Annotated in this window: 23 protein-coding genes; 14 read left to right on the top strand and 9 right to left on the bottom strand. The window is 64.2% G+C overall.

Features of this window, described 5'->3' with window-relative positions; all coding sequences use genetic code 11:
- Window positions 1-2: 2 nt before the first annotated feature.
- Genes AC1DX0_RS00185 through AC1DX0_RS00175 form a run of 3 tightly spaced genes read right to left on the bottom strand, consistent with a single transcriptional unit; the run spans window position 3 to window position 3,617 of the window.
- Complete coding sequence (locus AC1DX0_RS00185; RefSeq protein ID WP_477221549.1) at window positions 3-1,379, bottom strand: glutamine synthetase family protein; 1,377 nt, start codon at window positions 1,377-1,379, stop codon at window positions 3-5.
- Window positions 1,380-1,384: 5 nt separating this feature from the next.
- A complete protein-coding gene (locus tag AC1DX0_RS00180) occupies window positions 1,385-2,668 on the bottom strand; it encodes a nucleotide disphospho-sugar-binding domain-containing protein (protein ID WP_477221548.1) in 1,284 nt (427 codons plus the stop codon).
- 10 nt (window positions 2,669-2,678) lie between these two features.
- A complete protein-coding gene (locus tag AC1DX0_RS00175; RefSeq protein WP_477221547.1) occupies window positions 2,679-3,617 on the bottom strand; it encodes a GntR family transcriptional regulator in 939 nt (312 codons plus the stop codon).
- Window positions 3,618-3,852: 235 nt separating this feature from the next.
- On the opposite strand from AC1DX0_RS00175, the gene AC1DX0_RS00170 reads away from it, so the two are divergent.
- The 9 genes from AC1DX0_RS00170 to AC1DX0_RS00130 all read left to right on the top strand — a co-directional run bounded on the left by AC1DX0_RS00170 (window position 3,853) and on the right by AC1DX0_RS00130 (window position 11,876).
- A complete protein-coding gene (locus tag AC1DX0_RS00170) occupies window positions 3,853-4,917 on the top strand; it encodes a polyamine ABC transporter substrate-binding protein (protein WP_477221546.1) in 1,065 nt (354 codons plus the stop codon).
- Between the two features lie 370 nt (window positions 4,918-5,287).
- Window positions 5,288-6,130: an ABC transporter permease gene (locus tag AC1DX0_RS00165; protein ID WP_477221813.1), complete on the top strand. Its 843-nt coding sequence runs from the start codon at window positions 5,288-5,290 to the stop codon at window positions 6,128-6,130.
- Complete coding sequence (locus AC1DX0_RS00160; protein WP_477221545.1) at window positions 6,123-6,917, top strand: ABC transporter permease; 795 nt, start codon at window positions 6,123-6,125, stop codon at window positions 6,915-6,917. The genes AC1DX0_RS00165 and AC1DX0_RS00160 overlap by 8 nt, the downstream gene beginning before the upstream one ends.
- Window positions 6,914-7,987 (top strand): ABC transporter ATP-binding protein, encoded by a 1,074-nt coding sequence (locus tag AC1DX0_RS00155; RefSeq protein ID WP_477221544.1) that lies wholly within the window; start codon window positions 6,914-6,916, stop codon window positions 7,985-7,987. Before AC1DX0_RS00160 ends, AC1DX0_RS00155 begins: the two co-directional genes overlap by 4 nt.
- 12 nt (window positions 7,988-7,999) lie before the next feature.
- The gene (locus AC1DX0_RS00150; protein ID WP_477221543.1) at window positions 8,000-9,274 is read left to right on the top strand and encodes a glycosyltransferase; all 1,275 of its coding nucleotides are present in this window, start codon (window positions 8,000-8,002) and stop codon (window positions 9,272-9,274) included.
- Window positions 9,271-9,621, top strand: a complete 351-nt coding sequence (locus AC1DX0_RS00145) for a cupin domain-containing protein (protein WP_477221542.1) — start codon at window positions 9,271-9,273, stop codon at window positions 9,619-9,621. Before AC1DX0_RS00150 ends, AC1DX0_RS00145 begins: the two co-directional genes overlap by 4 nt.
- A 17-nt stretch (window positions 9,622-9,638) precedes the next feature.
- A complete protein-coding gene (locus AC1DX0_RS00140; protein WP_477221541.1) occupies window positions 9,639-9,980 on the top strand; it encodes a cupin domain-containing protein in 342 nt (113 codons plus the stop codon).
- A gap of 22 nt (window positions 9,981-10,002) precedes the next feature.
- Window positions 10,003-10,347: a cupin domain-containing protein gene (locus tag AC1DX0_RS00135; protein ID WP_183464266.1), complete on the top strand. Its 345-nt coding sequence runs from the start codon at window positions 10,003-10,005 to the stop codon at window positions 10,345-10,347.
- Between the two features lie 20 nt (window positions 10,348-10,367).
- Entirely contained in the window at window positions 10,368-11,876 is a 1,509-nt protein-coding gene (locus AC1DX0_RS00130) for an aldehyde dehydrogenase family protein (protein WP_477221540.1), read from the top strand.
- 43 nt (window positions 11,877-11,919) lie between these two features.
- Here the strand turns inward: AC1DX0_RS00130 and bla are convergent, their stop codons facing one another.
- On the bottom strand, window positions 11,920-12,777 hold the full coding sequence (gene bla / locus AC1DX0_RS00125) for a class A beta-lactamase (protein WP_477221812.1): 858 nt from the start codon (window positions 12,775-12,777) through the stop codon (window positions 11,920-11,922).
- Between the two features lie 141 nt (window positions 12,778-12,918).
- Between bla and AC1DX0_RS00120 the strand changes: the two genes are divergently transcribed.
- The 5 genes from AC1DX0_RS00120 (at window position 12,919) to AC1DX0_RS00100 (ending at window position 16,977) form a co-directional block, all read left to right on the top strand.
- Window positions 12,919-13,809 carry a LysR family transcriptional regulator gene (locus AC1DX0_RS00120; RefSeq protein WP_477221539.1) on the top strand — a complete coding sequence of 297 codons (891 nt, stop codon included), beginning with the start codon at window positions 12,919-12,921 and terminating at the stop codon, window positions 13,807-13,809.
- A 284-nt stretch (window positions 13,810-14,093) separates the two neighbouring features.
- Window positions 14,094-14,975 (top strand): metal ABC transporter solute-binding protein, Zn/Mn family, encoded by an 882-nt coding sequence (locus tag AC1DX0_RS00115; protein ID WP_477221538.1) that lies wholly within the window; start codon window positions 14,094-14,096, stop codon window positions 14,973-14,975.
- The gene (locus AC1DX0_RS00110; protein WP_477221537.1) at window positions 14,972-15,766 is read left to right on the top strand and encodes a metal ABC transporter ATP-binding protein; all 795 of its coding nucleotides are present in this window, start codon (window positions 14,972-14,974) and stop codon (window positions 15,764-15,766) included. The genes AC1DX0_RS00115 and AC1DX0_RS00110 overlap by 4 nt, the downstream gene beginning before the upstream one ends.
- Entirely contained in the window at window positions 15,750-16,589 is an 840-nt protein-coding gene (locus AC1DX0_RS00105) for a metal ABC transporter permease (protein ID WP_477221536.1), read from the top strand. Before AC1DX0_RS00110 ends, AC1DX0_RS00105 begins: the two co-directional genes overlap by 17 nt.
- The gene (locus tag AC1DX0_RS00100; protein WP_477221535.1) at window positions 16,576-16,977 is read left to right on the top strand and encodes a Fur family transcriptional regulator; all 402 of its coding nucleotides are present in this window, start codon (window positions 16,576-16,578) and stop codon (window positions 16,975-16,977) included. Before AC1DX0_RS00105 ends, AC1DX0_RS00100 begins: the two co-directional genes overlap by 14 nt.
- A gap of 26 nt (window positions 16,978-17,003) precedes the next feature.
- On the opposite strand, the gene AC1DX0_RS00095 is transcribed toward AC1DX0_RS00100, so the two are convergent.
- The 5 genes from AC1DX0_RS00095 to AC1DX0_RS00075 all read right to left on the bottom strand — a co-directional run bounded on the left by AC1DX0_RS00095 (window position 17,004) and on the right by AC1DX0_RS00075 (window position 23,705).
- Window positions 17,004-19,073, bottom strand: a complete 2,070-nt coding sequence (locus AC1DX0_RS00095; protein WP_477221534.1) for a 3-hydroxyacyl-CoA dehydrogenase NAD-binding domain-containing protein — start codon at window positions 19,071-19,073, stop codon at window positions 17,004-17,006.
- A gap of 166 nt (window positions 19,074-19,239) precedes the next feature.
- Window positions 19,240-20,187, bottom strand: coding sequence for an ABC transporter permease (locus AC1DX0_RS00090; RefSeq protein WP_477221533.1), 948 nt, complete (start codon window positions 20,185-20,187; stop codon window positions 19,240-19,242).
- 3 nt (window positions 20,188-20,190) lie between these two features.
- Entirely contained in the window at window positions 20,191-21,171 is a 981-nt protein-coding gene (locus tag AC1DX0_RS00085) for an ABC transporter permease (RefSeq protein WP_477221532.1), read from the bottom strand.
- 1 nt (window position 21,172) lies between these two features.
- Window positions 21,173-22,642: a sugar ABC transporter ATP-binding protein gene (locus AC1DX0_RS00080; RefSeq protein ID WP_477221531.1), complete on the bottom strand. Its 1,470-nt coding sequence runs from the start codon at window positions 22,640-22,642 to the stop codon at window positions 21,173-21,175.
- 49 nt (window positions 22,643-22,691) lie between these two features.
- On the bottom strand, window positions 22,692-23,705 hold the full coding sequence (locus tag AC1DX0_RS00075) for a substrate-binding domain-containing protein (RefSeq protein ID WP_477221530.1): 1,014 nt from the start codon (window positions 23,703-23,705) through the stop codon (window positions 22,692-22,694).
- Between the last annotated feature and the right edge of the window lie 20 nt (window positions 23,706-23,725).

Below are 23,725 nucleotides of genomic sequence, written 5' to 3'. Positions count from 1 at the left end.
GATCACACCTTCAACAGCAGGTGGTCGCGTTCCCAGCTCGTCACCACGCTCTGGAACAGGTCGAGCTCGACGCTCTTGACGCGCAGATAGGTCTGGAAGAAATCCTCGCCGAGCAGTTTGCGCACCGGGTCGCAGGCCGTGAACCGATCGAGCGCCTCCTCCATGGTTTTCGGCAGCGTGCTCTTGATCTTGTAGGCGTTGCCCGAAGCCTCGGCCGAGCGCGCCAGTTTCTGCTCGACGCCGAGATAGCCGGCAAGCAGCGAACCGGCGATCGCCAGATAGGGATTGGAATCGGCGCCCGGCAGGCGGTTCTCCACCCGCCGCGCGGCGCGGCCTCCGGCAGGCACGCGCAGCCCGCAGGAGCGGTTGTCATGCGACCACTCGATGTTGGCCGGCGCGCTGTGGTTCGGCCTTATGCGGCGGAACGAATTCACGTTCGGTGCAAACAGCGGCATGATCTCGGGCACATATTTCTGCAGGCCGCCGATGAAATGACCGAACATCTCGGTGTCGGCATCGTCATTGCTGGCAAACAGCGCATTGCCCGCCCCATCGACGACAGACATGTGCAGATGCATCGAGCTGCCTGCCTGGGCGGCGATCGGCTTGGCCATGAAGGTGGCGTGCATGCCGCATTGCTGCGCTGCTTGGCGCGTCAGCCGCTTGAACAGCAGCACCTGGTCGGCCAGCGGCAGCGCGTCGCCATGCAGGAGATTGATCTCCAACTGCCCCGTGCCCGATTCATGGATCAGCGTGTCGAGCGGCAGCCCGGCGGCCGCGGCATAGTCATAGACGCGGCGGATGACCGGCTCGAATTCTTCCAGCGCCGCCATGTCATAGGGATGCTGCACGCCCTCGGCACGGCCGTTGGCGCCGACCGGCGCGGTCAGCTGCCTGTCCGGATCGGGGTTTGGCGCGGTGAGATAGAATTCGAGCTCCGGCGCCACCACCGCCCGCCAGCCGCGTTTGCCGTAGAGATCGAGCACGGCGCGCAGCACATGGCGCGGCGAGGCCATCCATGGCCTGCCGTCCATGTGGAAGGCGTCGGCGAAAACATAGGCCTTGCCAGCGCCCGCACCAGGGGCCAGGCACAGCGTCGAGACATCAGGCACCATGCGCATATCCGGGTCCGAATAGGCAAAACCCTCGTCGATCGAGCCGGAATAACGGCCATCGATGCTGACCAGGAAGGCGCTGCTCGGCAGATAGAGCGCGCGGTCTTCCAGCGCCTTGAGAAATTTGGCCGTCGGCAGCGCCTTGCCGCGCAGCACGCCGTTCATGTCGGGCACCAGGCATTCGACCTCGTTGATTCCGTGCTGTGCCAGCCAGGCCTTGGGGTCGTTGGAGATCGCAGTGGTATTCGTGTTTTTGTCAGGCATTTCGTTCAAATCCGTATCAGAGAGAGTATGGCTTGCGCGGCCATTTCCGTTCCGGGTTTCAGCGCCATATGGGCTGCATTGTCCTTGAGGCGGGCGCGCATGGCGTCATCGGCCAGCAGGCCGAGAATGGCTCTCTCCAATACTCCTTCGGTCCAGCCGTCACGGCCGATATGGTCGCCGGTGCCGGTCTCTTCGGCGCGGCGCGCATTGTCGTGTCCGTCCCAGCAATAGGGCATGATCAGCGACGGCACGCCGAAACGCAGCGCCTCGCAAAAACTGTTGTTGCCGCCGTGGTGGATGAACAGATCGGACTTCGCCACCACCGAGGGCTGTGGAAACCAGGCGTCGAGATAGACATTGTCCGGAACCGCCCGATAGGCATCGCGCAGGCCGCCGACATTGACGATGAAGCGCGCCGGCAGCCTGTCGAAAACGGCAAGCATGCGCTCGATCAACCCGACATCCATGGCGCCAAGGCTGCCGAAGGCGACATAGACCAGCGGTCCGCCATTGCGCGGAAACACCGGCACCTCGAACGGCCCTTCCGAGCGCACGCAGCCTTCAAGATAGACGAAGCGCTGCGGATCAAGCGGCTCGGCCCGTTCGCGCCGCACGATCGCCGGCGTCAGCAGCAGATTGAGGTCGGGCGAGCTTTCCAGGAACAGGCCCTTGGGCAGTGGCGCCAGTCCGGCATCGACGCGAAAACGGTTGAAACGGTCATGCGCCGGCGCCGAGGCCGAGAGATAACGCGCCTCGAATGCCGCGCGTCGCGGGTCATCCGCACCCATTCCTGAGAGATAGGGCGGCACTTCAGCATCGGGCAATTCCGTCTCGGCGCAGGAGACGACACGCACCCACGGGCAGCCGGCGGCGGCGATCGCCGGGAACATGATGACGTTGTCGAGCACCGCCGCGTCGGGCTTCAGCCGCGCCAGCAATTGGCGCAAAGGCGCCTCGGCATTGACCGCCGTGTCGACGATCGCCTGCCAGGTCGGCGCGACATAGGTCTCCAGCTGGTCGATCGGGCTCAGCCGGAAATGCGGCAGATGCCGGCGCACGAAGGCCTGCCAATAACTCTGGCGCTCGCTGTCGCTCAGCGGCTCGTCGGTCGGCAGCTGGTATTCCTGGAAACCATAGTCGGCAAAGACACCGGAGAAGCCGGCATGGCAGATGAAGACGGGCCGCGCCCCCTTCGCACGCAACGCCTGCGCGATACCGACGCAATTCAAAGCGGCGCCGAAGCTTGCTTCGGGAAACAGCGCGATGGTCGGGCTGGCTTTACGCGTCAATTAATCCTCGTCATTCCGGCCGGCTGATCATGCCGAACAGCGCGGGGGCGCCGCGGCTGGCCGCTTGCGGTCGCTGGTTGCGGGAGAGCCGCAGATGAATGCGAAGCAGATCGGCAGCCACCTCATACTGCCGGCTTTCGAGATGGTCGAGTATGTTCAGGTGTTCCAGCAGCGATTGCCGCAGCCGGAAGACGTTGACGCCGGCATAGATGCCGGGCAGCCGGCGCAGCCTGAGATGATCGGCCAGCGCGTCAGTGACGAAACGGTTGGCGGAACCCTCGGCGATCATGCCGTGAAAATCCATGTCCAGCCGCTGGAATTCGCGCGTGTCGAACGCAGCATCCGGCAGCGCCGACAGCGCGTCCATGCCTTGCCGCAACGCCGCCGCGCGTGCGCCGTCCAGCCGAAAGCCAGGCGTCAGGACCGCGGCGGGTTCCAGGAGCAGACGGAACTCGTAGCTTTCGCCTTGCGCTTCCGGATCGTCCGGCGTGCGGCGGAAAAGCCAGGACTGGCCCGGCGCGCGGTCCAGAAGATTCTCTTCCGTCAGTTTATTAAGCGCTTTTAGTACCGTCTTTCTCTCGGCACTGTACCGCCGCATCAATCCCGCGGCGGTCACCGTCTGGTCCAATCGCCGTGCCGACCGGTCGCGCAGGATCGCTTCGGCGAGCTCGTCTTCCTCCTTGGCGGGCAATTCGGCTGATAGGGCCGACTGCGCGGTAAGGTCGACCGCCAGATGATAGCCGGTATCGGCCTCCCAGCGCACGACGCCCCGTTCCGCCAGCAGGCTGAGTGCGGCCCGCACTGGCGTGCGCGAGACATTGCACAGCGAGGCGATCTGCTGCTCCGGGAGACGCGTGCCGGGCTCGAAACCGCGCTGTCGCGCCACATCCAGGATGCGCTGCGCCAGATCGAGATGGTTGGTGCGAGGTCGTCGGGCTGCGGCTTGCATGACTGGTCTCAGCGGATGGATGGAGCCTTATTGGTTTGGCCGATCGCCGGCACAAGCGCAATCGGCCAGATTCCTCGGTCAGTTGACAAATTATGGATTGACGTACTTTTTTCTGCAATAGTACTGTCATTGCAATCGGCAACAAAAAGACCGAGGGAACGGGATCAGAGCAGCGGCATGGGTCGCGCCGGGTCCAAAGACAGAATTCGACGATCAACCGGAATGGGAGTCTGCCATGACCGCTACCAGCCCGCGGCGCCGTGCGCTCAAGGTATCTTCAATCGCTCTCGGCCTTGCCCTGGCGCTATCGGCGCCCGCAACCGCTGCCGACCTCGTCATCTCCAACTGGGACGGCTACATGGCGCCCGATGCCATGGCCGCGTTCAAGACCGCGACCGGCGTCTCCGGCGAAGTGGTGGTGCACGCCACCAATGAGGAGATCATGGGCAAGCTGATTGCCGCCGGCGGCAAGGGCTATGACGTGGTCTTCGTCTCCTCGCCCTTCGCCGAGGTGCTGAACAAGCTCGGCCTGACCGAGCCGGTGGATCACGCCAAGATCCCCAACCTCGCCAACCTCTACCCCGAAGCGACCAAGCTGCCGCACGATGTCGGCAACGCCTTCTCCGTGCCCTACACCTGGGGCACGACCGGCCTCTGCTATCGCTCGGATCTGGTGAAAGTAGCGCCGACGAGCTGGAGCGACCTGCTTGCGCCTTCCGACGAGCTGAAGGGCAAGACCACCATGCTGGCGACCGATCGCTGGCTGCTCGCCGCCGGCCAGCTCGACAAGGGTTTTTCCGTCAACGAGACCGATCCGGCCAAGATGGCCGAGGTCAAGGATCTGCTGATCTCAGCCAAGAAGACCTTGCTCGCCTATGACGACACCACCTTCTATTCGAAGCTGGTGTCCGGCGAGGCGCTGATGGTGCAGGCCTGGGACGGCTGGTGCAATTACGGCATCGCCGAAAAACCCGAGATCAAATACGTCATCCCGAAAGAAGGCTCGGATTTGTGGGTCGACACGATGGTGGTGATGAAGGTATCCGAACACAAGGACGACGCCTTCAAGTTCATCAACTTCATGCTCGACGCCAAGAACCACGCCTGGGCAGCACAGAACATCGACTACAAGGTGCCGAACAAGCCGGCGATGGAAAGCCTGCCGGCCGACTTCCTGGCCAAATTCCCCAACATGGCGATGCCGGTGGCCGACCTCGTCAAGTTCGAGCAGCTGCGCGACGTCGGCGAAGCCCAGCGCGACTATTCGAAGATCGTCAGCGAGATCAAGGCCGCGCAGTAAGCGGCCTGCCACTTCGATTACTGGAAGCAAGCTTGCATTCCTTCGTGCCCCTCTCTGGCCTGCCGGCCATCTCCCCTTTAGCGGGGGAGATTCGCCGGCTTGCGGCTTTTCGCCAATCGTCGGCGCAGCGCCCCCTCATCCGGCCGCTTCGCGGCCACCTTCTCCCCGTGGGGGAGAAGAGACTGGCATCAACGCTGGCGACCTCCTCTCCCCTAGGGGAGAGGTCGGATTGCCCCGAATTGCCCTTCGCAATTCGGTTGGCAATCCGGGTGAGGGGGCATCTGCCGAGACACCATTTCGATGCCCATGAGATGACCGGTCGGTCGGAGAGGCGAGCGGCGTGACGCGAACCTCCCGCTCCTCCCTCTTAATGGCCCCGGCGCTGGTCTGGCTGACCGCGCTCATGGTGGTGCCGTGTGCGCTGGTGCTGGCGCTCGCCTTCTTCCGGCGCGGTATCTATGGCGGCATCGACTACACCTTCACGCTGGAGAATTTCGGGCTGGTCTTCGACCCGCTCTACGCCGGCATTTTCCTGAAGTCCGCGCGCATCGCCGGCACCGCCACGCTGATCGCGGTGGTGATCGGCTATGCCGCCGCCTATGCCATCGCGGCGGCACCGCGCCGGTGGCAGCCGGTGTTCCTGTTTTTTGCCGTGCTGCCGTTCTGGTCGAACTATCTGATCCGCACCTATGCCTGGATTGTGCTGCTCAACCGCGAGGGCCTGATCACGCAGCTGCTACGCTGGTTCGGCTATACCGGCGAGCCGCCGTCGATGCTCTACACCGAGGGCGCGGTCATCGCCGGCCTCGTCTACAACTATCTGCCCTTCGTCATCCTCGCCTGCTACGCGCCGCTGTCGCGCCTCAACCCCGAACTCGCCGAAGCCTCGCGCGACCTCGGCGCTTCCGCCGCCACCACATTCCGCCGTGTCATCCTGCCGCTGACCGTGCCCGGCATCGCCGCCGGCGCGGTGTTCGTCTTCGTGCTGTCGATCGGCAATTTCGTCACGCCAGCGCTGCTCGGCGGCGGCCGCTTCCAGATGATCGGCAATCTCGTCTACGACCAGTTCCTGACCGCCAATGACTGGCCCTTCGGCGCGGCCCTGGCGATGGCGCTGATCGCCATCATGCTTCTGGTGCTTATGGCGCAGGCGCTTGCCGCTGACCGGGCCGCTGGGCGTGCGGCTGAGGCCAAAGGCAACGCCGATGGCTGAGCGCTCCCCTGCCACGCGGCGCACGCTCTGGCTCGTGCTCGGTCTCGTCTTTGCCTTCCTCTACATCCCGATCGCAGTTCTGGTCGCACTGTCCTTCAACGAAGGCGGACTACCCACGGCATGGTCGGGCTTTTCGCTGAAATGGTATGTCTCGCTGGCCCACAATTCCGCGATCCTCTCCGCCGCGCTCAACACGCTGATCGTGGCGCTGGTCTCGACCGCGATCGCCACATTGCTTGGCACTTTGCTGGCAATCGGCGTGGAGATGCGCCGGCAGTATGGCAAGGGGCTCGAAGCCCTGATCTTCGCGCCGATGATCATTCCCGACATCGTGCTGGCGATCGCCCTGCTGTCGTTCTTCTCCATGCTCAACCTGACCATGGGCCTGCACACCATCATCCTCGCCCATGTCGTCTTCAACCTGGCCTTCGTCTGCTCGGTGGTGCGCGCAAGACTGAAGAGCTTCGACTGGTCGATCGTCGAGGCCTCGGCCGATCTCGGCGCCTCCGCGCTGACCACTTTCCGGCGGGTGACCTTGCCGGTGATCCTGCCGGCGGTGATCGCCGGCGCGCTGCTTGCCTTCACGCTCTCGGTCGACGAGTTCATCATCGCCTTCTTCACCGCTGGAGCCGGGCGCGCCTCGACCACGCTGCCGATGCAGATCTACGCAATGATCCGCTTTGGCATCACACCGGAGATCAACGCGCTGGCGACCATCGTCATGGCCGTCTCGATCACCGCGCTGACCCTGTCGCAGCGGCTTAACCGTGGGATCATCGGCCAATGAGCGAACCACGCACGCTGCTGGCCATCGATCATGTGTCGAAGACTTTCGGCCGGGTCACCGCCGTCGACGGCATCTCGCTCGATATTCGCGAAAATGAATTCTTTGCGCTGCTCGGCCCGTCCGGCTGCGGCAAGACCACGCTGTTGCGGATGCTGGCCGGCTTCGAGACGCCGAACGACGGGCGCATCCTGCTTGATGGCAAGGACATCGCCAGGACCCCACCCAACAAGCGGCCGGTCAATCTGATGTTCCAGTCCTATGCGCTTTTCCCGCATATGAGCGTGCGCGCCAACGTCTCCTACGGCTTGGAGATGGAGCGTCTGCCGGCCAAAGAAATCCGCTCCCGCGTCGACGCCATCCTGGCGACCACCGAACTTGTCCCCTTCGCCGACCGCAAGCCGGAGCAATTGTCGGGTGGCCAGAAGCAGCGCGTTGCGCTCGCCCGCGCCCTGGTCAAGCGCCCGCGCCTGCTACTGCTCGACGAGCCGCTCGGCGCCCTCGACAAGAAATTGCGTGGCGCCATGCAGCTCGAATTGAAGCGCCTGCAGCACGAGGTCGGCATCACCTTCGTCATCGTCACCCACGACCAGGAAGAATCGCTTGTGATGGCCGACCGGATGGCGGTGCTGAAGGACGGCAAGCTGCTGCAGTGCGACACGCCGCATGCAATCTATGAACATCCCGCCGACCGCTTCGTCGCCGACTTCATCGGCGTGATGAATTTTATCCCGGGCAAGGCCGTCGCGGATGGCGTGATGGCCGCGAATGGTGCGCGCATTGCCGGCAAGGTTCCCGTAGTGCTTTCGCCCGGTGCTTCCGCTGTCGCGTCGGTGCGGCCCGAACGCATCCGGCTGTTCCCTTCAGCCGACACCGCCAACCGCACCACCGGCACGGTCGAGGCACTGGCGTACCACGGGCTAGACCTGCAGCTGCATGTCCGCACGCCGCTGTCGCCAAAACCGTTCCTGGTGCGCGTCACGGCTGATGCCGCCGACCGCCGGCCGGTGTCATCGGGCGACCAGGTCGAACTCGGCTGGGATGCCGCCGATGTCAGAATTTTTGAGGAATAGAGGAGAAGCTTGATGGCGCAGAAGACGATCGCGTTTTTTCCCGAAGCGGCCTATGGCCCGGCGCTCAATTCCGTCGGCATCGCGCAAGCCGTCGAGGCGCGCGGCCACAAGGCTGTGTTCCTGTCGGACCCCGGCTTCGTCGAAGTCTACAGGGGCTACGGCTTCGAGGCGCATCCGGTAAACCTGTCGGAGCCGATGCCGCCCGAGCAGATGGCCAAGTTCTGGGAAGACTTCATCAACGGCCACATCCCGAACTTCCGCAAATCGCCCTACGACCAGGTCGACAACTATGTGAAGGATTGCTGGACGGCGATCGTCGACAGCGCCAAATGGGCGCAGAAGGACCTGCCGCGTGTTCTGGCTGCCATCAAGCCCGACGTGATCTGCGTCGACAACGTCATCCTGTTCCCGGCGATCAAGCAGTACGGCAAGCCGTGGGTGCGCGTCATCTCCTGCTCGGAAAACGAGATCGAGGACGAGGACATCCCGCCGCATCTGTCCGGCTGCGGCGAGAACGACCATGCCGGGCATCAGCGCTACCGCGATCACTTCAACGCGGTGATCAAGCCGATCCATGACGATTTCAACGCGTTCCTCACCGCCAACAACGAGGCGCCCTATCCGATCGGCCAGTTCTTCGAGGCCTCGCCTTACCTGAACCTGCTACTTTATCCCGAGGCAGCAAAGTTCAAGCGTCGCCATCCGCTCGATCCGGCACAATTCCAGTATCTCGAAGGCTGCGTGCGGCAGGAGAAGCCGTACACGGTGCCGACCTTCGCTGAGAACAATGACGGCCCGCTGCTCTATGTCTCCTTCGGCAGCCTCGGTGCCGGCGATGTCGACTTGTTGAAGCGCATCATCGCCACGCTGGGCAAGACCCGCTACCGCGCGCTGGTCAATGTCGGCGGCTACAAGGACCAGTACACCGACGTGCCCGGCAACGTAATCGTCGAGAGCTGGTTCCCGCAGCCTTCGGTGATCCCGCAGGTCGACGCCGTCATCCACCATGGCGGCAACAACTCGTTCACCGAGTGCCTCTATTTCGGCAAGCCGGCGATCATCATGCCCTATGTCTGGGACGGCCATGACAATGCCACCCGCGTCGAGGAAACCGGCCACGGTTTCGGCATGCCGCGCTACGACTGGAACGATGCCGAGCTGGTCGCGAAAATCGAAACCTGCCTGACCGACCCGAAGATGAAGGCCAAGCTGGCGAAGACCTCGGCACAGATGCACGCGCAGAACGGGCCTGAGAAGGCGGCGGGTTTGTTGGAGGCGCTGCTGTGACCTCCTCCGCACCCCATCTCCACCAGGCCTCAACCCGCACCGATCTCGTCGACTGGGGCGCCCAGCCTGACGCACTGGGCGGCGCCTCGCATTCCACCGGCAAACTCGTGCACAAGGGTCCGAACAACCAGCCGGAATCCGGCATCTGGGTGTGCACATCAGGCCGCTGGCGGCTCTCGATCCCGCGCGATGAATTGTGCCATTTCGTCGCCGGGCGCGCGACCTACCGGTCGGATGTCGGCGAGGTGATAGAAGTGTCGGCCGGGACCGTGGTCATGTTCCCCGCGGGCTGGACGGGCGAATGCACGGTGCATGAGACCATGCGCAACGTCTACATGCTGGCCTGAACAACGGAGCTAACCACATGTCGACACCGCATTGGCCGCAGGCCGCGAGCGTAGAACTGGAGGATTGGGGCGCGGGCAGCAACACACTTGCCGGCGCGCCGCGTGCTTCGGGCCGGATCCTGTCGCAGAACCCGGACGGATCGAGCGAATGCGGCCTGTGGTCGTGCACACCGGGCACGCGCAAGGTTGCCTTTGCCGCTGACGAGTTCTGCCATTTCGTGTCGGGGCAAGGCAGCTATGTCCATGACAATGGCGAACAGATCCCGGTCGAGGCCGGCACGCTGGTGTTCTTCCCCGCCGGCTGGACCGGCATCTCCATCATCACGCAAACGCTGACCAAGGCCTTCATGTGCCGGTGAGCCTCATTTCAAGGAAATCGATATGACCACGCCAATCATGCAATCGCCGCTCGCTGTCACCGACCTCGTCGACTGGGGCGTCATCCCGACCATGATCGAGGGCCAGTCCCACACCTCGGGCAAGCTGCTGTACAAGGGACCGGAAGGCCGTTCCGAATGCGGCCTGTGGGTTTGCACCCCAGGCAAATGGCACTGCCACGTCACCCGCGACGAGTTCTGCCACTTCCTCGAAGGCCGCTGCACCTATGTCCATGAATCCGGCGAGGTGATCGAGATCGAGCCCGACACGGCAGCCTTCTTTCCACAGGACTGGAAGGGCGTCTGCACCGTCCATGAGACGATCAAGAAGGTCTACATGATCCGCTGAGCGGACCTGAAAGGACGACCATGCATTTCGCCCCTGACCGGCCGACCTTCTTCATCAACCCGGACTACCGGCCGATGGCTGGCACGACCAAGCCAGTGATCGATCCGGCGACGCTGGAAACCGTCGGCGCCATCGCTGCGGCCAGCGACGGCGAGATCGACGCCGTGCTCACCGCCGCGACCATAGCGCAAGCCGCGTGGAAAAAACTCGACGCCAAGAGCCGGGCCAAGCATCTGCATGCCGTCGCCAACGCCATCGAGGCGGCCGACTTCACCCGCTGTGCCGAGCTGATGGTGCGCGAGATGGGCAAGCCCTATCCGGAAGCCATCGGCGAGATCGCCAATTGCGCGCCGATCTTCCGCTACTATGCCGAGATGGCGCGCGACGATGCTGGCAAGATCGCCGGCACGACGCAGGCCGGCTCGTTCCAGTACGCGCGCTACGAGCCCTACGGCGTCTCCGTTCACATCATGCCCTACAACTTCCCGATCCTGCTCATGTGCTGGACCGTCGCGGCCTCGCTCGCCGCCGGCAATGCCTGCATCATCAAGCCGGCCGAAGCGACGACGTTGTCGACGTTGGACTACATGACCGTATTCCGCTCCCTGCCGGAAGGGCTGGTTTCCTGCCTGCCGGGCGGCGCGGCCACGGCGCAGGCGCTGATCACCTCCGATCGCACGCACGCCGTCGCCTTCACCGGCTCGGTCGCCGCCGGCAAGGCGGTGGCGGTGGCTTGCGCCGAACGCATGAAGCCATGCGTCATCGAGGCCGGCGGCAGCGATCCGCTGATTATCAGCGAGCACGCGCCGCTTGAAGTCGCCGCAGCCGGCAGCGTCACTGCCGCCTTCCATCTCACCGGCCAGGTCTGCACCTCGGCCGAGCGCTTCTTTGTCGTCGATTCCGTGCATGACCGCTTTGTGGAACTGTTTGCCGAAAGGACACGCGCGCTGCGCATTGGCAACGGCATGGACAAGACCGAGATCGGACCGCTGGTCAGCGAGGCGGCTCGGGCGAAAGTGATGCGGCTGGTCGACGATGCGATTGCCAATGGCGCCAGGGCGGTCACCGGCGGGCGCATCCCGCCCGCGCACAATGTCGGCTGGTTTTACGAACCGACCATCCTCACCGGTGTCACGCCTGACATGGCGATCGTGCGCGAAGAGTGCTTCGGCCCGGTCGCCGCGATCTGCCGCGTCAAGGATTTCGACGAGGCGATCCGCCTTGCCAATGACAGCCCGTTCGGCCTCGGCGCTTCGGTGTTCACCACGGATCTCGCCGAAGCACATGAAGCGGCCGAACGGCTCGAGGCCGGCATGGTCTGGGTCAACAATCCCCTCATCGACAATGACGCTCTGCCCTTCGGCGGCTGGAAGGCATCCGGCCTCGGCCGCGAGCTCGGACGGCAGGGGCTCGACGCTTTCCGCCGCTCGAAGATGGTCATCATCGACCACAAGCCGGCAATCCAGGACTGGTGGTATCCCTATCCCGACAGCTGGTTCCGCGAGACCGGCGGCCGCAAGCACGTATGAGGAGCAGCGCGGCACAGCCGCGCTGCTCCACGCGACCCATCATTTACGCCTCGATCGCCTCGACGAGTGCCCGCGAGACGGAAGCAATGACCGCATTGCGCTTGGCCAGGTTCTGCTTCGTGCCGGTCAGGTAAACCGACATCAGGATCGGATTGCCAGATGTCGGCCAGATGACAGCCGCGTCGTTGGTGCTGCCGCGATCTCCGGTGCCGGTCTTGTCGCCGCATTTCCAGCCTTTCGGCAGTCCGGCCCTGATGCGCTCGTCGCCGGTCTTGTTGGCCACCAGCCATTCCACAAGCTGCGCCCGACCTTTGTCCGAGAGGCTGTTGCCGATCGTCAGACGCTCGAGATCGTTGACCATCGCAAGCGGAGAAATCGTGTCGCGCTTGTCATCGGGCAGTGACTCGTTCAGATCCGGTTCGGTTCGGTCCAGCCTGCCCACATCGTCGCCCAGAGACCGCAGGTAGGCAGTCAGCTGCGCCGGTCCGCCAAAGGACTCCAGCATGAGATTGCCGGCACCGTTGTCGCTGACCGTCACCGCTGCCTCGCAGATGTCGGCCATCGTCATCTCGGTGCCGATATGCTTCTTCGTGACCGGTGAGTTCGCGACCACGGCATTGTCCGGAACCTTGATGCGCCGATCCAGCTGCTCAATGCCGCCATCGACACGGTGCAGGACCAGCGCGGCCGCCAACAATTTGAACGTGCTGCACATCGGAAACAGTTCGTTCTCGCGATAGCCGAATTGCATCGTCGTTCCGGAGATCCGACAGGCTACGCCCAGCCGACCACCGCTTTCTGCTTCGATCCGCCTTATTTTCGGCGTCAGGCCATCAAATTTTGTCGGGCTCGTCGCCGCCTTCGCCATCGCGCCAAGCGTGACCGGCGCCGTCAAGACCATTGCGAGGCCACTGATGAAACTGCGTCTGCTTGTCATGTCCACACTCTCTGTTGCCCCGCGCCGCAGGACTGGACCCGATCCAGCGCATCCGCAAACGAGTAAACGTCCCCTGCGTCATAAGAAAAACTAGGGCTGGGACCGATGAAGCGATCGCACCTCCCGCTGAACGGCTTGCGCGCCTTCGAGGCCGCCGCACGGCATCTCAGCTTCACCGGCGCCGGCCTCGAACTGCGCGTCACCCAGGCCGCCGTCAGCCATCAGGTCAAGGGCCTTGAAGAGGTGCTTGGCGTCAGGCTTTTCCGCCGGTTGCCGCACGGGCTTGCCCTGAGCGAGGAAGGCGAGGCCTTGCTGCCGGTGCTGAGCGATGCCTTCAACAGGATCGGCGTCACGCTCGATCGCTTCGAGGGTGGCCGCTTCCACGACATCGTCACCGTTGGCGTTGTCGGCACCTTCGCTTCGGGCTGGCTGATTCCCCGGTTGCCGCTGTTCCACCAGGCCAATCCGGACATCGAACTGCGCATCTCGACCAACAACAACCGGGTCAATCTCGCCGCCGACGGTCTCGACTTCGCCATCCGCTTCGGCGACGGGTCCTGGCAAGGGACGGACAACACGCCGTTGCTGCCGGGCTCGTTCTCGCCCGCTTGTACGCCTGACATTGCCGTGCGTCTGAGCGATCCCTCCGATCTCGCTCGCGAAACGCTGCTGTGCTCGTATCGGGAAGACGAATGGCTGCGCTGGTTCGAGGCGGCCGGCCGCCATTGCCCGTCGATCAAGGGCATCGTTTTCGATTCCTCCGTCACCATGGCCAACGCCGCCGTCCAGGGTGCCGGTGTGGCGCTGCTGCCGGTCTCGATGTTCAGCCGCGAGCTTGGCTCCGGCCAACTGGTGCAGCCCTTTGGCAGCACGGTCGATGTCGGCCGTTACTGGCTGTCGGCGCGGCGCCGGCGGCAGAACTCGCAGGCGATGGCCACCTTCGCGGATTGGCTGAGGGCCGAGGCGGCCGAGAACAATTCCAGCAAAAGTGTGTAGCGGTTTCCCATCCGGAATTTCAGCCGATGCCTTCGCCGCCGTCGATCACCAGCCTGGCCGGTCATCAGGGATGAGCGGTCGGAGACGAGAAACAGGATCGCCTCGGCGCTAGGCGTCGGCAAGCCTTGTCACGGTCTTGTGTTCGCCAGGAACCGCCGCGTTGGCGCGGGTCATCGATCGTGCCGCATTTTCGACATAAATGTTATACTGTTACGGTTACACTATAACATGACGTCAAACCCTGGCGGCGGGCCGTTCCGCCCAAATCCCAAAGGAGATCAAGGATGCGTTCCCTTCCATTGCTGGCCGCGCTGCTGGTCGCAGCGCCGCTGCTGACCAGCACCATCGCCCGGGCCGCAGACAAATTGAACGTTGTGGCGGCCGAGAATTTCTATGGCGATCTCGCCCGCCAGATCGGCGGCAGCCATGTCGAGGTCACCAGCATCCTGTCCAATCCCGACGACGACCCGCATCTCTTCGAGACCAGCCCGTCGACGGCGCGCACCATCGCCGATGCCAAGGTCATTATCTACAACGGCGCCGACTACGATCCGTGGATGGACAAGCTGCTTGCCGCATCGACCAAGCCGGACCGTACGACCATCGTCGCCGCCGACCTGATCGGCAAGAAGTCGGGCGACAACCCGCATCTCTGGTACAATCCGGCGACACTGCCGGCGGTCGCCAAGGCGCTTGCCGCCGACCTGTCAAAGCGCGATCCCGCCAACGCGGTGCACTACGAGGCCAATCTTAAGCAATTCCAGGCCTCGCTCGACGGCATCGACAAGGAAATCGCCGAGGTCAAGAGAACCTATGCCGGCACCGAGGTGACCGCCACCGAGCCGGTGTTCGGCTACATGGCCGAGGCGCTCGGCCTCAAGATGCTGAACTATGATTTTCAGGTGACGGTGATGAACGACGCCGAGCCGAGCCCGACGCAGGTTGCCGCGTTCGAAAACAGCCTGAAGGACGGTTCGGCCAAGATCCTGTTCTACAATTCGCAGGTGACCGACGAGGCGACGACGCGGCTGCTCGACCTCGCCAAACAGAACAAGGTCACCGTCATCGGCGTCACCGAGACGGAGCCAGCCGGTCAGACGATCCAGACCTGGTTCGGCGGACAGCTTGAGGCGGTCCAAAAGGCGCTTGCAGACCGCACGCAATGAGCGCAGTCGCCTTCGAACGGGTCACCCTGACCTATGGGGGACGCCGGGTCCTTTCCGACGTCTCCTTTTCCGTTCCGCAAGGCGCCTTTGTCGGTCTTCTCGGTGCCAACGGCGCCGGCAAGACGACAATGCTGCGCGCCATCCTCGGTCTCATAAAGCCGTCGGGCGGGACCATCTCGGTGCTCGGCAAAGCGCCGACGCGCGGCAATGCTGATATCGGCTATATGCCGCAAGCGCGGCGCACTTTGCCTCATATGGGGATCAGCGGCCTGGACTTCGTGCTGACAGCGGCCGGCGGCCATCGCTGGGGCTGGCCGGTTGCGTCCGCCGCCGAGAAGGAGGCCGCCTGGAAGGCGCTCGAGGAAGTCGGGGCAACCGACCTCGCCCGGCGCCCGCTGGCCGAGCTTTCCGGCGGCGAGCGCCAGCGCATCCTGATCGCGCAATCGCTGATCGGCGATCCCAAACTCCTGCTGCTTGACGAGCCGCTGATCAGCCTCGACGCGGCGCACCAGCGCGCCATCATCGATCTTGTCCACGAGGTCGCGCAGCGGCTAGGCATCGCGGTGCTGTTCTGCTCGCACGAGATCAACCCGCTGCTGCGCGCCGTCGATTGCGTGCTCTATCTCGGCAACGGCAAGGCTGCGATCGGCAGCGTCGGCGAAGTCATCAGCGGGCCGGTTCTGTCGAAACTCTACGGCACATCTATCAATGTGGTGCGGGTCGGTGGCCGCATCTTCGTCATGGCCGATGACGTCGAACTGGAGGCTGGGGCGCATGTCCACGATGTTTGACTATGAATTCATGCGCAACGCCTTCTATGCCTGCACGGTGGTCGGCATCGTCGCCGGCGCTGTCGGCTATTTCCTCGTGCTGAGGGGGCAGACCTTCGCAGGCCACGCGCTTGCCCATGTCGGTTTTCCCGGCGCCACGGGTGCCGGTCTCATCGGCCTGCCGCCATTTTTGGGGCTGGCCGTATTCACCATTCTCGGCGGCATCTGCATCGGGCTGCTCGGCGAGCGTGCGCATCGCGATGTCGCCATCGGCATTGTGCTGACACTGTCTCTCGGCCTTGGCCTGTTGTTCCTGCATTTCTACACCGCCTTCGCTTCGCAGGCGACAACCGTACTGTTCGGCAATGTGCTCGGCATCAGCCTGCGCACCGTTATCGTCCTTGCCGTGCTGGCGGTGGTTATCCTGGTCGCGCTGATGCTGATCGCCCGGCCGCTTCTCTTCGCCAGCCTGCAGCCGGAGCTCGCCGAGGCACGGGGCGTGCCGCTCAACCTCGTCTCGACCCTGTTCATGGTGCTTGTCGCCGTCGCGACCTCGGAGGCGATCCAGATCGTCGGCGTGCTGCTTGTCTTCGCGCTGATGGTGGCGCCAGCGGCGACCGCGCTTCGGCTGACACAAGGCGTGCTCGCCGGCATCGTCGTCTCGATGGCGCTGGCCGTCGCAATTGCCTGTATCAGCCTGTCGCTCGCCTTCCTGACGGACTGGCCGACGAGTTTCTGGATCACCGCCTTGGGTACATCAGCCTATCTGCTCAGCGGCGTGGTGCAGCGCTCGACGATCCAAAGTACAGCCGCCCAAGGTACAGCCGCCAATGACACCCCCTGACCTGACCCGAAACCAGAAGCTGGTGCTGGCGGCCATTTCCCGCGCCGGCAGACCGGTCAGCGCCTACGACATCCTTGATGACATCAGGCCGCATGGCATCAAATCGCCGGTACAGGTTTACCGGGCGGTCAAGAAACTCATCGAGAATGGCGCGGTTCACAAGGTTGAAAGCCTCAATGCTTTCGTGCCCTGCGCCGGTCGGCATGCCCATGGCCTGAGAACCACGATCCTCGCGGTCTGCGAACAATGCGGCCAGGTCACCGAATTCAGCGACGGCATCATCGATCGCCGGCTCGCCGAATGGGCAGCGCGCGAGCGCTTTCACATCGAAGCGACGAGCATAGAGGTCAATGGCCGCTGCGCCGACTGCACTCCCGGACAAAATTAGCCGGGCCTCGGCCTTTGGGATCGCGGTCAGGCCGCGCCGGTCTCCCACGAGCCGGTTTCGGCCATCCGCTTCAGCAGCGGTGCCGGCTTGAACACATCCTTGCCGGTCCGTTGGTGCCAGTGATCGAGCCGCTCAATGATCTTGGCCACGCCTTCGAGACCAGCCCAGAACATCGGCCCGCCCTTGCCGATCGGGAAACCGTAGCCATTGACCCAGACGACATCGATATCGGAGGCGCGGGCCGCGATCTTTTCTTCGAGGATTTTCGCCCCCTCATTGACCAGAGGGTAGAGCGTACGCTCGATGATTTCTTCCGCACCGATCGCGCGCGGCGCGATGCCCTTCTCGGCTGCCTTGTCGCGGATCAGCGCCTCGACCTCGGGATCGGCAACGCCCGCCCGCGCGCCGGCCTCGTAGAGGTAGAAACCCCGGCCAGTCTTCTGGCCGAAACGCCCCTGTTCGCACAGCGTATCGGCGATGACAGCCGTCAGGCCGCGCGCCTTGCGATTGCGCCAGCCAATGTCCAGGCCGGCGAGATCGCCCATCTGGAACGGTCCCATCGGCCAGCCGAAATCGGCGAACGCCTTGTCGATCTGGCTGGGAGTCGCGCCCTCCAGCAGAAGCGCCTCCGATTCCGAACCACGCGCTGCCAGCATGCGGTTGCCGACGAAGCCGTGGCAGACGCCGACAACGACAGCCACCTTGCCGATCCGCCGCGCCATGTCGACCACAGTCGCCAACGCATCCGGCGCGGTCTTGTCGGCGCGCACGATCTCCAGCAGCTTCATGACATTGGCCGGTGAGAAGAAATGCAGGCCGAGCACATCCTGCGGCCGCGAGATCGAGGCGGCGATCTCGTTGATGTCGAGATAGGAGGTGTTGGTGGCAAGGATGGCGCCCGGCTTGGCTATCGCTTCGAGCTTACCAAACACCTCCTTCTTGACCGCCATGTCCTCGAACACCGCCTCGACGATCAGGTCGCAGTCGGCAAGGTCGGCATAGTCGGTGGAGCCCTTGAACTGGGCCAGCCGCTGATGCTTGGCGTCTTCGGTCAGGGAGCCGCGCGAGACGGAAACGGCATAGTTCTTCTCGATCGTGCCGAGCCCGCGCTGCAGCGCCGCCTCGCTGGTTTCCAGCAAGGAGACGGGATAGCCACCATTGGCGAAAGCCATGGCGATGCCGCCCCCCATCGTGCCGGCGCCGATGACGCCAACGCGTGCGATCCGGCGCTTGACGATATCCTTGCCGGGAGCCTTAGCCGCCTCACGCTCGGCGAAGAACAGATGACGCTGCGCCCGCGACTGGTCGCTGGCGACAAGCGTCACGAACAGCGCACGCTCCGCCGCCAGTGCTTCGTCGAAGGGCAGCGTGACGGCATTGCGCACAGCTTGCGCGCAGGCGATCGGCGCTTCGAGCCCGCGCGCTTTCTTGGCAAGATCGGCCGCCTCGACGTCGAAGGCCGCCAGGTCGGTTTCCCCAAGCAAGTCATCGCGATCACGCACCGATGTGAAGGGACCACCCTTGCGGGCAATTTCTCGGACAAAGTTCACGGCATGCGTGGTCAGATCGCCTTCGAAGACAGCGTCGACGAGGCCCGCTCCATGCGCTTCGGCAGCGCCGATCGGCGTGCCCGAGACAATCATCTTCAGGGCCTTCACCGCGCCGACCAGGCGCGGCAGCCGCACCGTGCCGCCGCCGCCGGGAAGGATGCCGAGCTTCACCTCCGGTAAGCCGAGCTTGGCGCCGACATCGGCAACGCGGAAATGGCAGCCGAGCGCCAGTTCCAGCCCGCCGCCGAGCGCGGTACCGTGGATGGCGGCGACCGTCGGCTTGGCGATGGTTTCCAGCATGGCCACGATGGCGCGCAGATCGGGCTGCTGCACCGGCTTGCCGAATTCGGTGATGTCGGCGCCGGCGACAAAAGTCCGCCCGGCGCAAGCGATAACAATGGCTGTCACCGACGCGTCATCGCGCAAGGCGACAAGCGCCTGCATCAGCGGCTCGCGAACATGAAAACTCAGCGCGTTGACCGGCGGATTGTCGATGGTGACGAGGGCAACGCCATTCTCGTTCACGACGCTGACAGAACTGGACAAGCGGAGCCCTCCCGAGGCCAACTGCGATCGCGGAAGGGTTTACTAGGCCGCGCCGCGAATGGGAACCCGATGTTAGGCTGGCCCAACGATTGTCCAGGGCCTCAGCGTCGACGCATCGCGATCATTCACCGCCCCCGCCGGCGTCCAACGTTCTGCATCGCGAAAGCTACCGCACCGCCTTCTCGCCACCCGCCGCCGTAATGACCCCAACGATGATCAGCCCCGTCAGCAGCAGCCGCACCCCGGCGCTGACGCCGAACGTGTTGAGCATGGTCAAAAGCAGCACCAAAAACAACGCCGCGCCCCAAACCCCCGGCACATTGGCCTTGCCGCCGGCGACCGATGTGCCGCCGATGACGACGACAGCGATCGAGGCCAGCAGATACTCATTGCCGATATCGACATTGGCGCCGCGGAAATAGCCGGCGAGCAGGGCGCCATCGATGCCGCCGAGCGCGCCCGACAGCGTGTAGGTGAGGAATCGTATGCGGCCGACATTGACGCCGGCGAGCCAGGCGGCGCGGATGTTCTGGCCGATCGCCAGCACCGAGCGGCCATAGATCATGCGTTGCAAGGCGATGGCCGCCCCGATGGTGAACAGCACGGTGAGGATTGCCAGCACCGGAATGCCCAGGATCTGCCAATTGGCGAAATCGGCGAAGCCGGGCGGCGGCTTGATCTGCAGCCCGCGCCCATAGCTGATGTCGATCGACTGGATGATGAAGCTCGCCGACAAGGTGGCGATGATCGGCGGAATGCGCAGTGCCCAGATCAGCAGATAGTTGACCGCACCGATCACCGCGCCGCAGGCGAGCGCGGCCAGCAGCCCGACGACGATCATGGAATCGCTGCCGGCCATCACCTTCATGGCGACGGCGCTGGCCAGGCCGATATTGGCCGGCAGCGACAGATCGACATTGCCCGGCCCGAGCGTGATGACGAACATCTGCCCGACGCCGACGATGACCGTGAACACGGCCAGCGAAAGTGCTGCCGTCACCATGCCGCCGGCGCCATAGCCGCCGGTGAAGGCAATCGTTGCCAGCCACACCAGCAGCGCGCCGACGAACGACCAGATCCATGGTTTGCCGGACAGCGATTTCACCAAAACCATCGCTCACCTCTCCCTGCGGCTGATCAGCACCCGCGCCGCCAGCACGATGATCAGGATGGCGCCATTGGCCGCCACCTGCCAGTCGGGCGGGATGTGCATGAAGGTGAGTAGCGGCGAAGCCGCCAGCGCCAGTGTCAGCGCGCCGATCACCGCGCCGATCGGCGACACTCGGCCGCCGACGAACTCACCGCCGCCGAGGATGACGCCGGCGACCGCCAGCAGCGTGTAGCCATTGCCGATATTGGCGTCGGCCGAGGTGGTGATACCGATCAGCGCCATGCCCGACAGCACGCCGAACAGGCCGGCCAGCGCAAACAGCACGATCTTCGTCTTCAGCAGCGACCAGCCGGCGCGCTTGAGTGCCGCCGGATTGCCGCCGGAGCCGCGCAGGATCACGCCATAGGAGGTGCGCATCAGGCCGAAATGGACGACGAGGCCGATCAGCAGCGCCGCGATGATCGGGAACGGCACGAAAGGCGGCTTGAAGGACATGAGCCCAAGCAGCCAGTCCGGTGCCTTGCCGCCGGGCTTGGGCAGGACGAGGATGGCGAGCCCCTGCCAGACGAAGCTCATGCCAAGCGTCACCACGATCGACGGCAGATTGCGCAAATGGATCAGTGCGCCGAGCAGCGCATAGATGCCGATCGACCCGAGCAAGATAACGACCCCGATCAGCGGTGCGTCCTTCAACCAGGTCGCGGTGACACAGCCAACGAAACCGACGAAGGTGCCGATCGACAGGTCGAGTTCATTGCCTGCAATGACGAACATCTGCGCGATCGTCGCCAGCGCGATCGGGATCGCCAGGTTCAGCATCAGGCTGAAGCCGAAATAACTGATGGCACGCGGATTGAGCCAGGCGATGGCGAGCAGCACCAGCGCCAGCGACAGCGCCGGCAGCAGCCCGCGCAGCAGGCGGGCGCGGGCCAGTGCGCCACGCTCGGCGGAGTTCTTTCGGCCGGTCTCGAGGCTGGCTGCCGTCATCTCAGGCCGCGTCGCCGAAGGAGGACTGGATGATCTTCTCTTCGGTCAATTCGTCGCGTCGCAGATTGGCGACGATGCGGCCGTTCTTGAAGACATAGACATGGTCGCAATTGTCGAGCTCTTCGGTTTCCGTCGTATACCAGAGGAAGGTGCGGCCATTGCGCGCCTCTTCGCGAACAAGGTCATAGACCTCGAGCTTGGTGCCGATATCGACGCCGCGCATCGGATCGTCCATCAGCACGATTTCCGCATCCGAGCCGAGCGCGCGGGCAAACAGCGCCTTCTGCTGGTTGCCGCCCGACAGCGAAAAAATGTTGTTGTTCATGTCGGGCGTGCGGATGCCGATCTTCTTCTGCCAGACCTCGGCAAGTTCGGCCTCTCGTTGCGGCGAGATCAGCAGCCCGTTGCGCAGCCTCGCCAGCGAGCGGATGCCGATATTTTGCGCGATCGACCATTGCGGGAAGATGCCGTCCGACTGACGGTCACCGGCGACCAGCGCCACAGGTGCTGTCACCTCGATGCCTGCCTTGGCGCGCGAGGCCCCGCTGAAGATCGCCAGCAGCAGATCGGTCTGGCCATGGCCTGCAAGACCAGCAAGCCCAATGATCTCGCCGGCACAGGCGACGAGGTCGGTGCCATCCCTTTGCGCGGCAGGACGCGCCCGAACCCGCAACGGGCTGGCCGTCGGCTTGGCGGCGGCAATCGCCGCCGCGATCTTCTGGCGTGCTTCCGCGCCGCCCATCGCCGTCACCAGCCGGTCGCGGTCGAAGGCATTTGCCGCGTCGGCAACGACCACCTTGCCGTCGCGCATCACCACGATGCGGTCGGCGTTCTTCAGCACCTCGCCCAGCACATGCGAGATCAGGATGCAGCTTTTGCCGCCGGCGACGAAGCGGCGGACGAAGGCCAGCAACTGCCCGGCCGTATGCGCGTCGAGCGACGAGGTCGGCTCGTCGAGGATGACGAGATCGAGCCGATCCTGGGTAACCGTGAAGGCGCGCGCCACCTCGACCATCTGGCGTCGGCCGATCGACAGGTCGCCGACAATATCCCAAGCCGATATGCCATGATCCGGAAAGATTTCGTCAAGCTTGGCGGTGATCAGTGCCGCCGCCTTGCGCCGCCAGCCGAAGCCTGAGAGCGACGCGTGATTGATGCGCGTGTTCTCGGCAACGCTGAGATTGGGGCACAGCGACAGTTCCTGGAACACGCAGCGTATGCCGAGCTTTTGCGCCCGCGACACCGAGTAGCTGTCCACAATGGCGCCATGCACGCCGATCGTGCCGCTGTCGGGCGTCAGCGTGCCCGCCACCATGTGCATCAGCGTCGATTTGCCGGCGCCATTGTGGCCGACCAGGCCGACGCATTCGCCGGGCCCGACATGGAAATCCACCCCGCCCAGCGCGCGAACGGCGCCGAAATGTTTTTCGGCGCCGTTCAGTCTGATGATGTCAGCATTCCCTTCAGGCATGCCTAGAGATATCCGCGCGATGGTACGAAGGGCAATGCTGGCGCGACATTCACTTGATGTTGGCCTTGATCGCCGCGAGGGCGTCTTCCTGCGTGTATTCGTGGGTGGCGACGCCGCCTTCCTTGATCTTCGGCAGCGCTGCCTCGAAATCGTCCTGGGTGAAGGCGAGATACGGCACCAGCAGATCGTGCGGGATGTCCTTGCGGCCGTCGAGCACCTGCTGCGCCACCCAGAAGGCGAGCGACGACACGCCAGGCGCGATCGAAGCCGACCAGGTCTTGTAGCCGTCCTTGTCCTTCTGTTCCTTCCACCACTTCAGCTCGTCCTGGCGGTTGCCCATGATGATGGTCGGGCGCGGCTTGCCGGCCGCGGCGAAGGCCTGTGCGGCACCATAGCCGTCACCGCCCTGGTCGACGATGCCGACGACATCGGGCAGCGAGGGCAGGATGGTCGCGACGGCCTTCTGCGCCGTCGTCTGGTCCCAGTCGCCGGTCACCGAGCCGACGATCTTGAATTCGGGATGGGCGGCGACGCCTTCGAGGATACCGGCATGGATGGCATCGTCGATCGAGGTGCCGGCCAGGCCACGGATTTCCAGAAGGTTCCCGCCCTTGGGCTGGAACTTGGCCATCTGCTCGACTTCCTGCTTGCCCATGTCCTTGAAGTCGACGACGACGCGGTAGGCGCAGGGCTCGGTGACGGTGCCGTCGAAGGAGACGACGACGATGCCGGCATCGCAGGCCTGCTTGATGGCGCCATTGAGCGCATCCGGCGAGGCAGCGTTGATGACGATGGCGTCATAGCCCTGCAGGATCAGGTTCTGCACCTGCGCGGCCTGTGTCGGTACTTCCTTGTCGGCGGTGGTGAAGATGTCGGCTGCGCCGACGATCTTGTCGTCGACCGCCTTCTTGGTGACGATGCCATAGCTGTCGAGCATCGCCTGCCGCCACGAATTGCCGGCGTAATTGTTGGAGAATGCGATCTTCTTGCCGCTGGTGTCGGCAAGCGCTGTGCCCGAGGCCAACATAGCCGTCAGCGCACCCAGAACGAGCAGTTTCTTCATGTGATTTCCTCCCAAAGTTG

This window comes from Mesorhizobium sp. P3_A9, from assembly GCF_056402975.1.
This window is presented reverse-complemented; position numbering and strand designations above follow the sequence as displayed.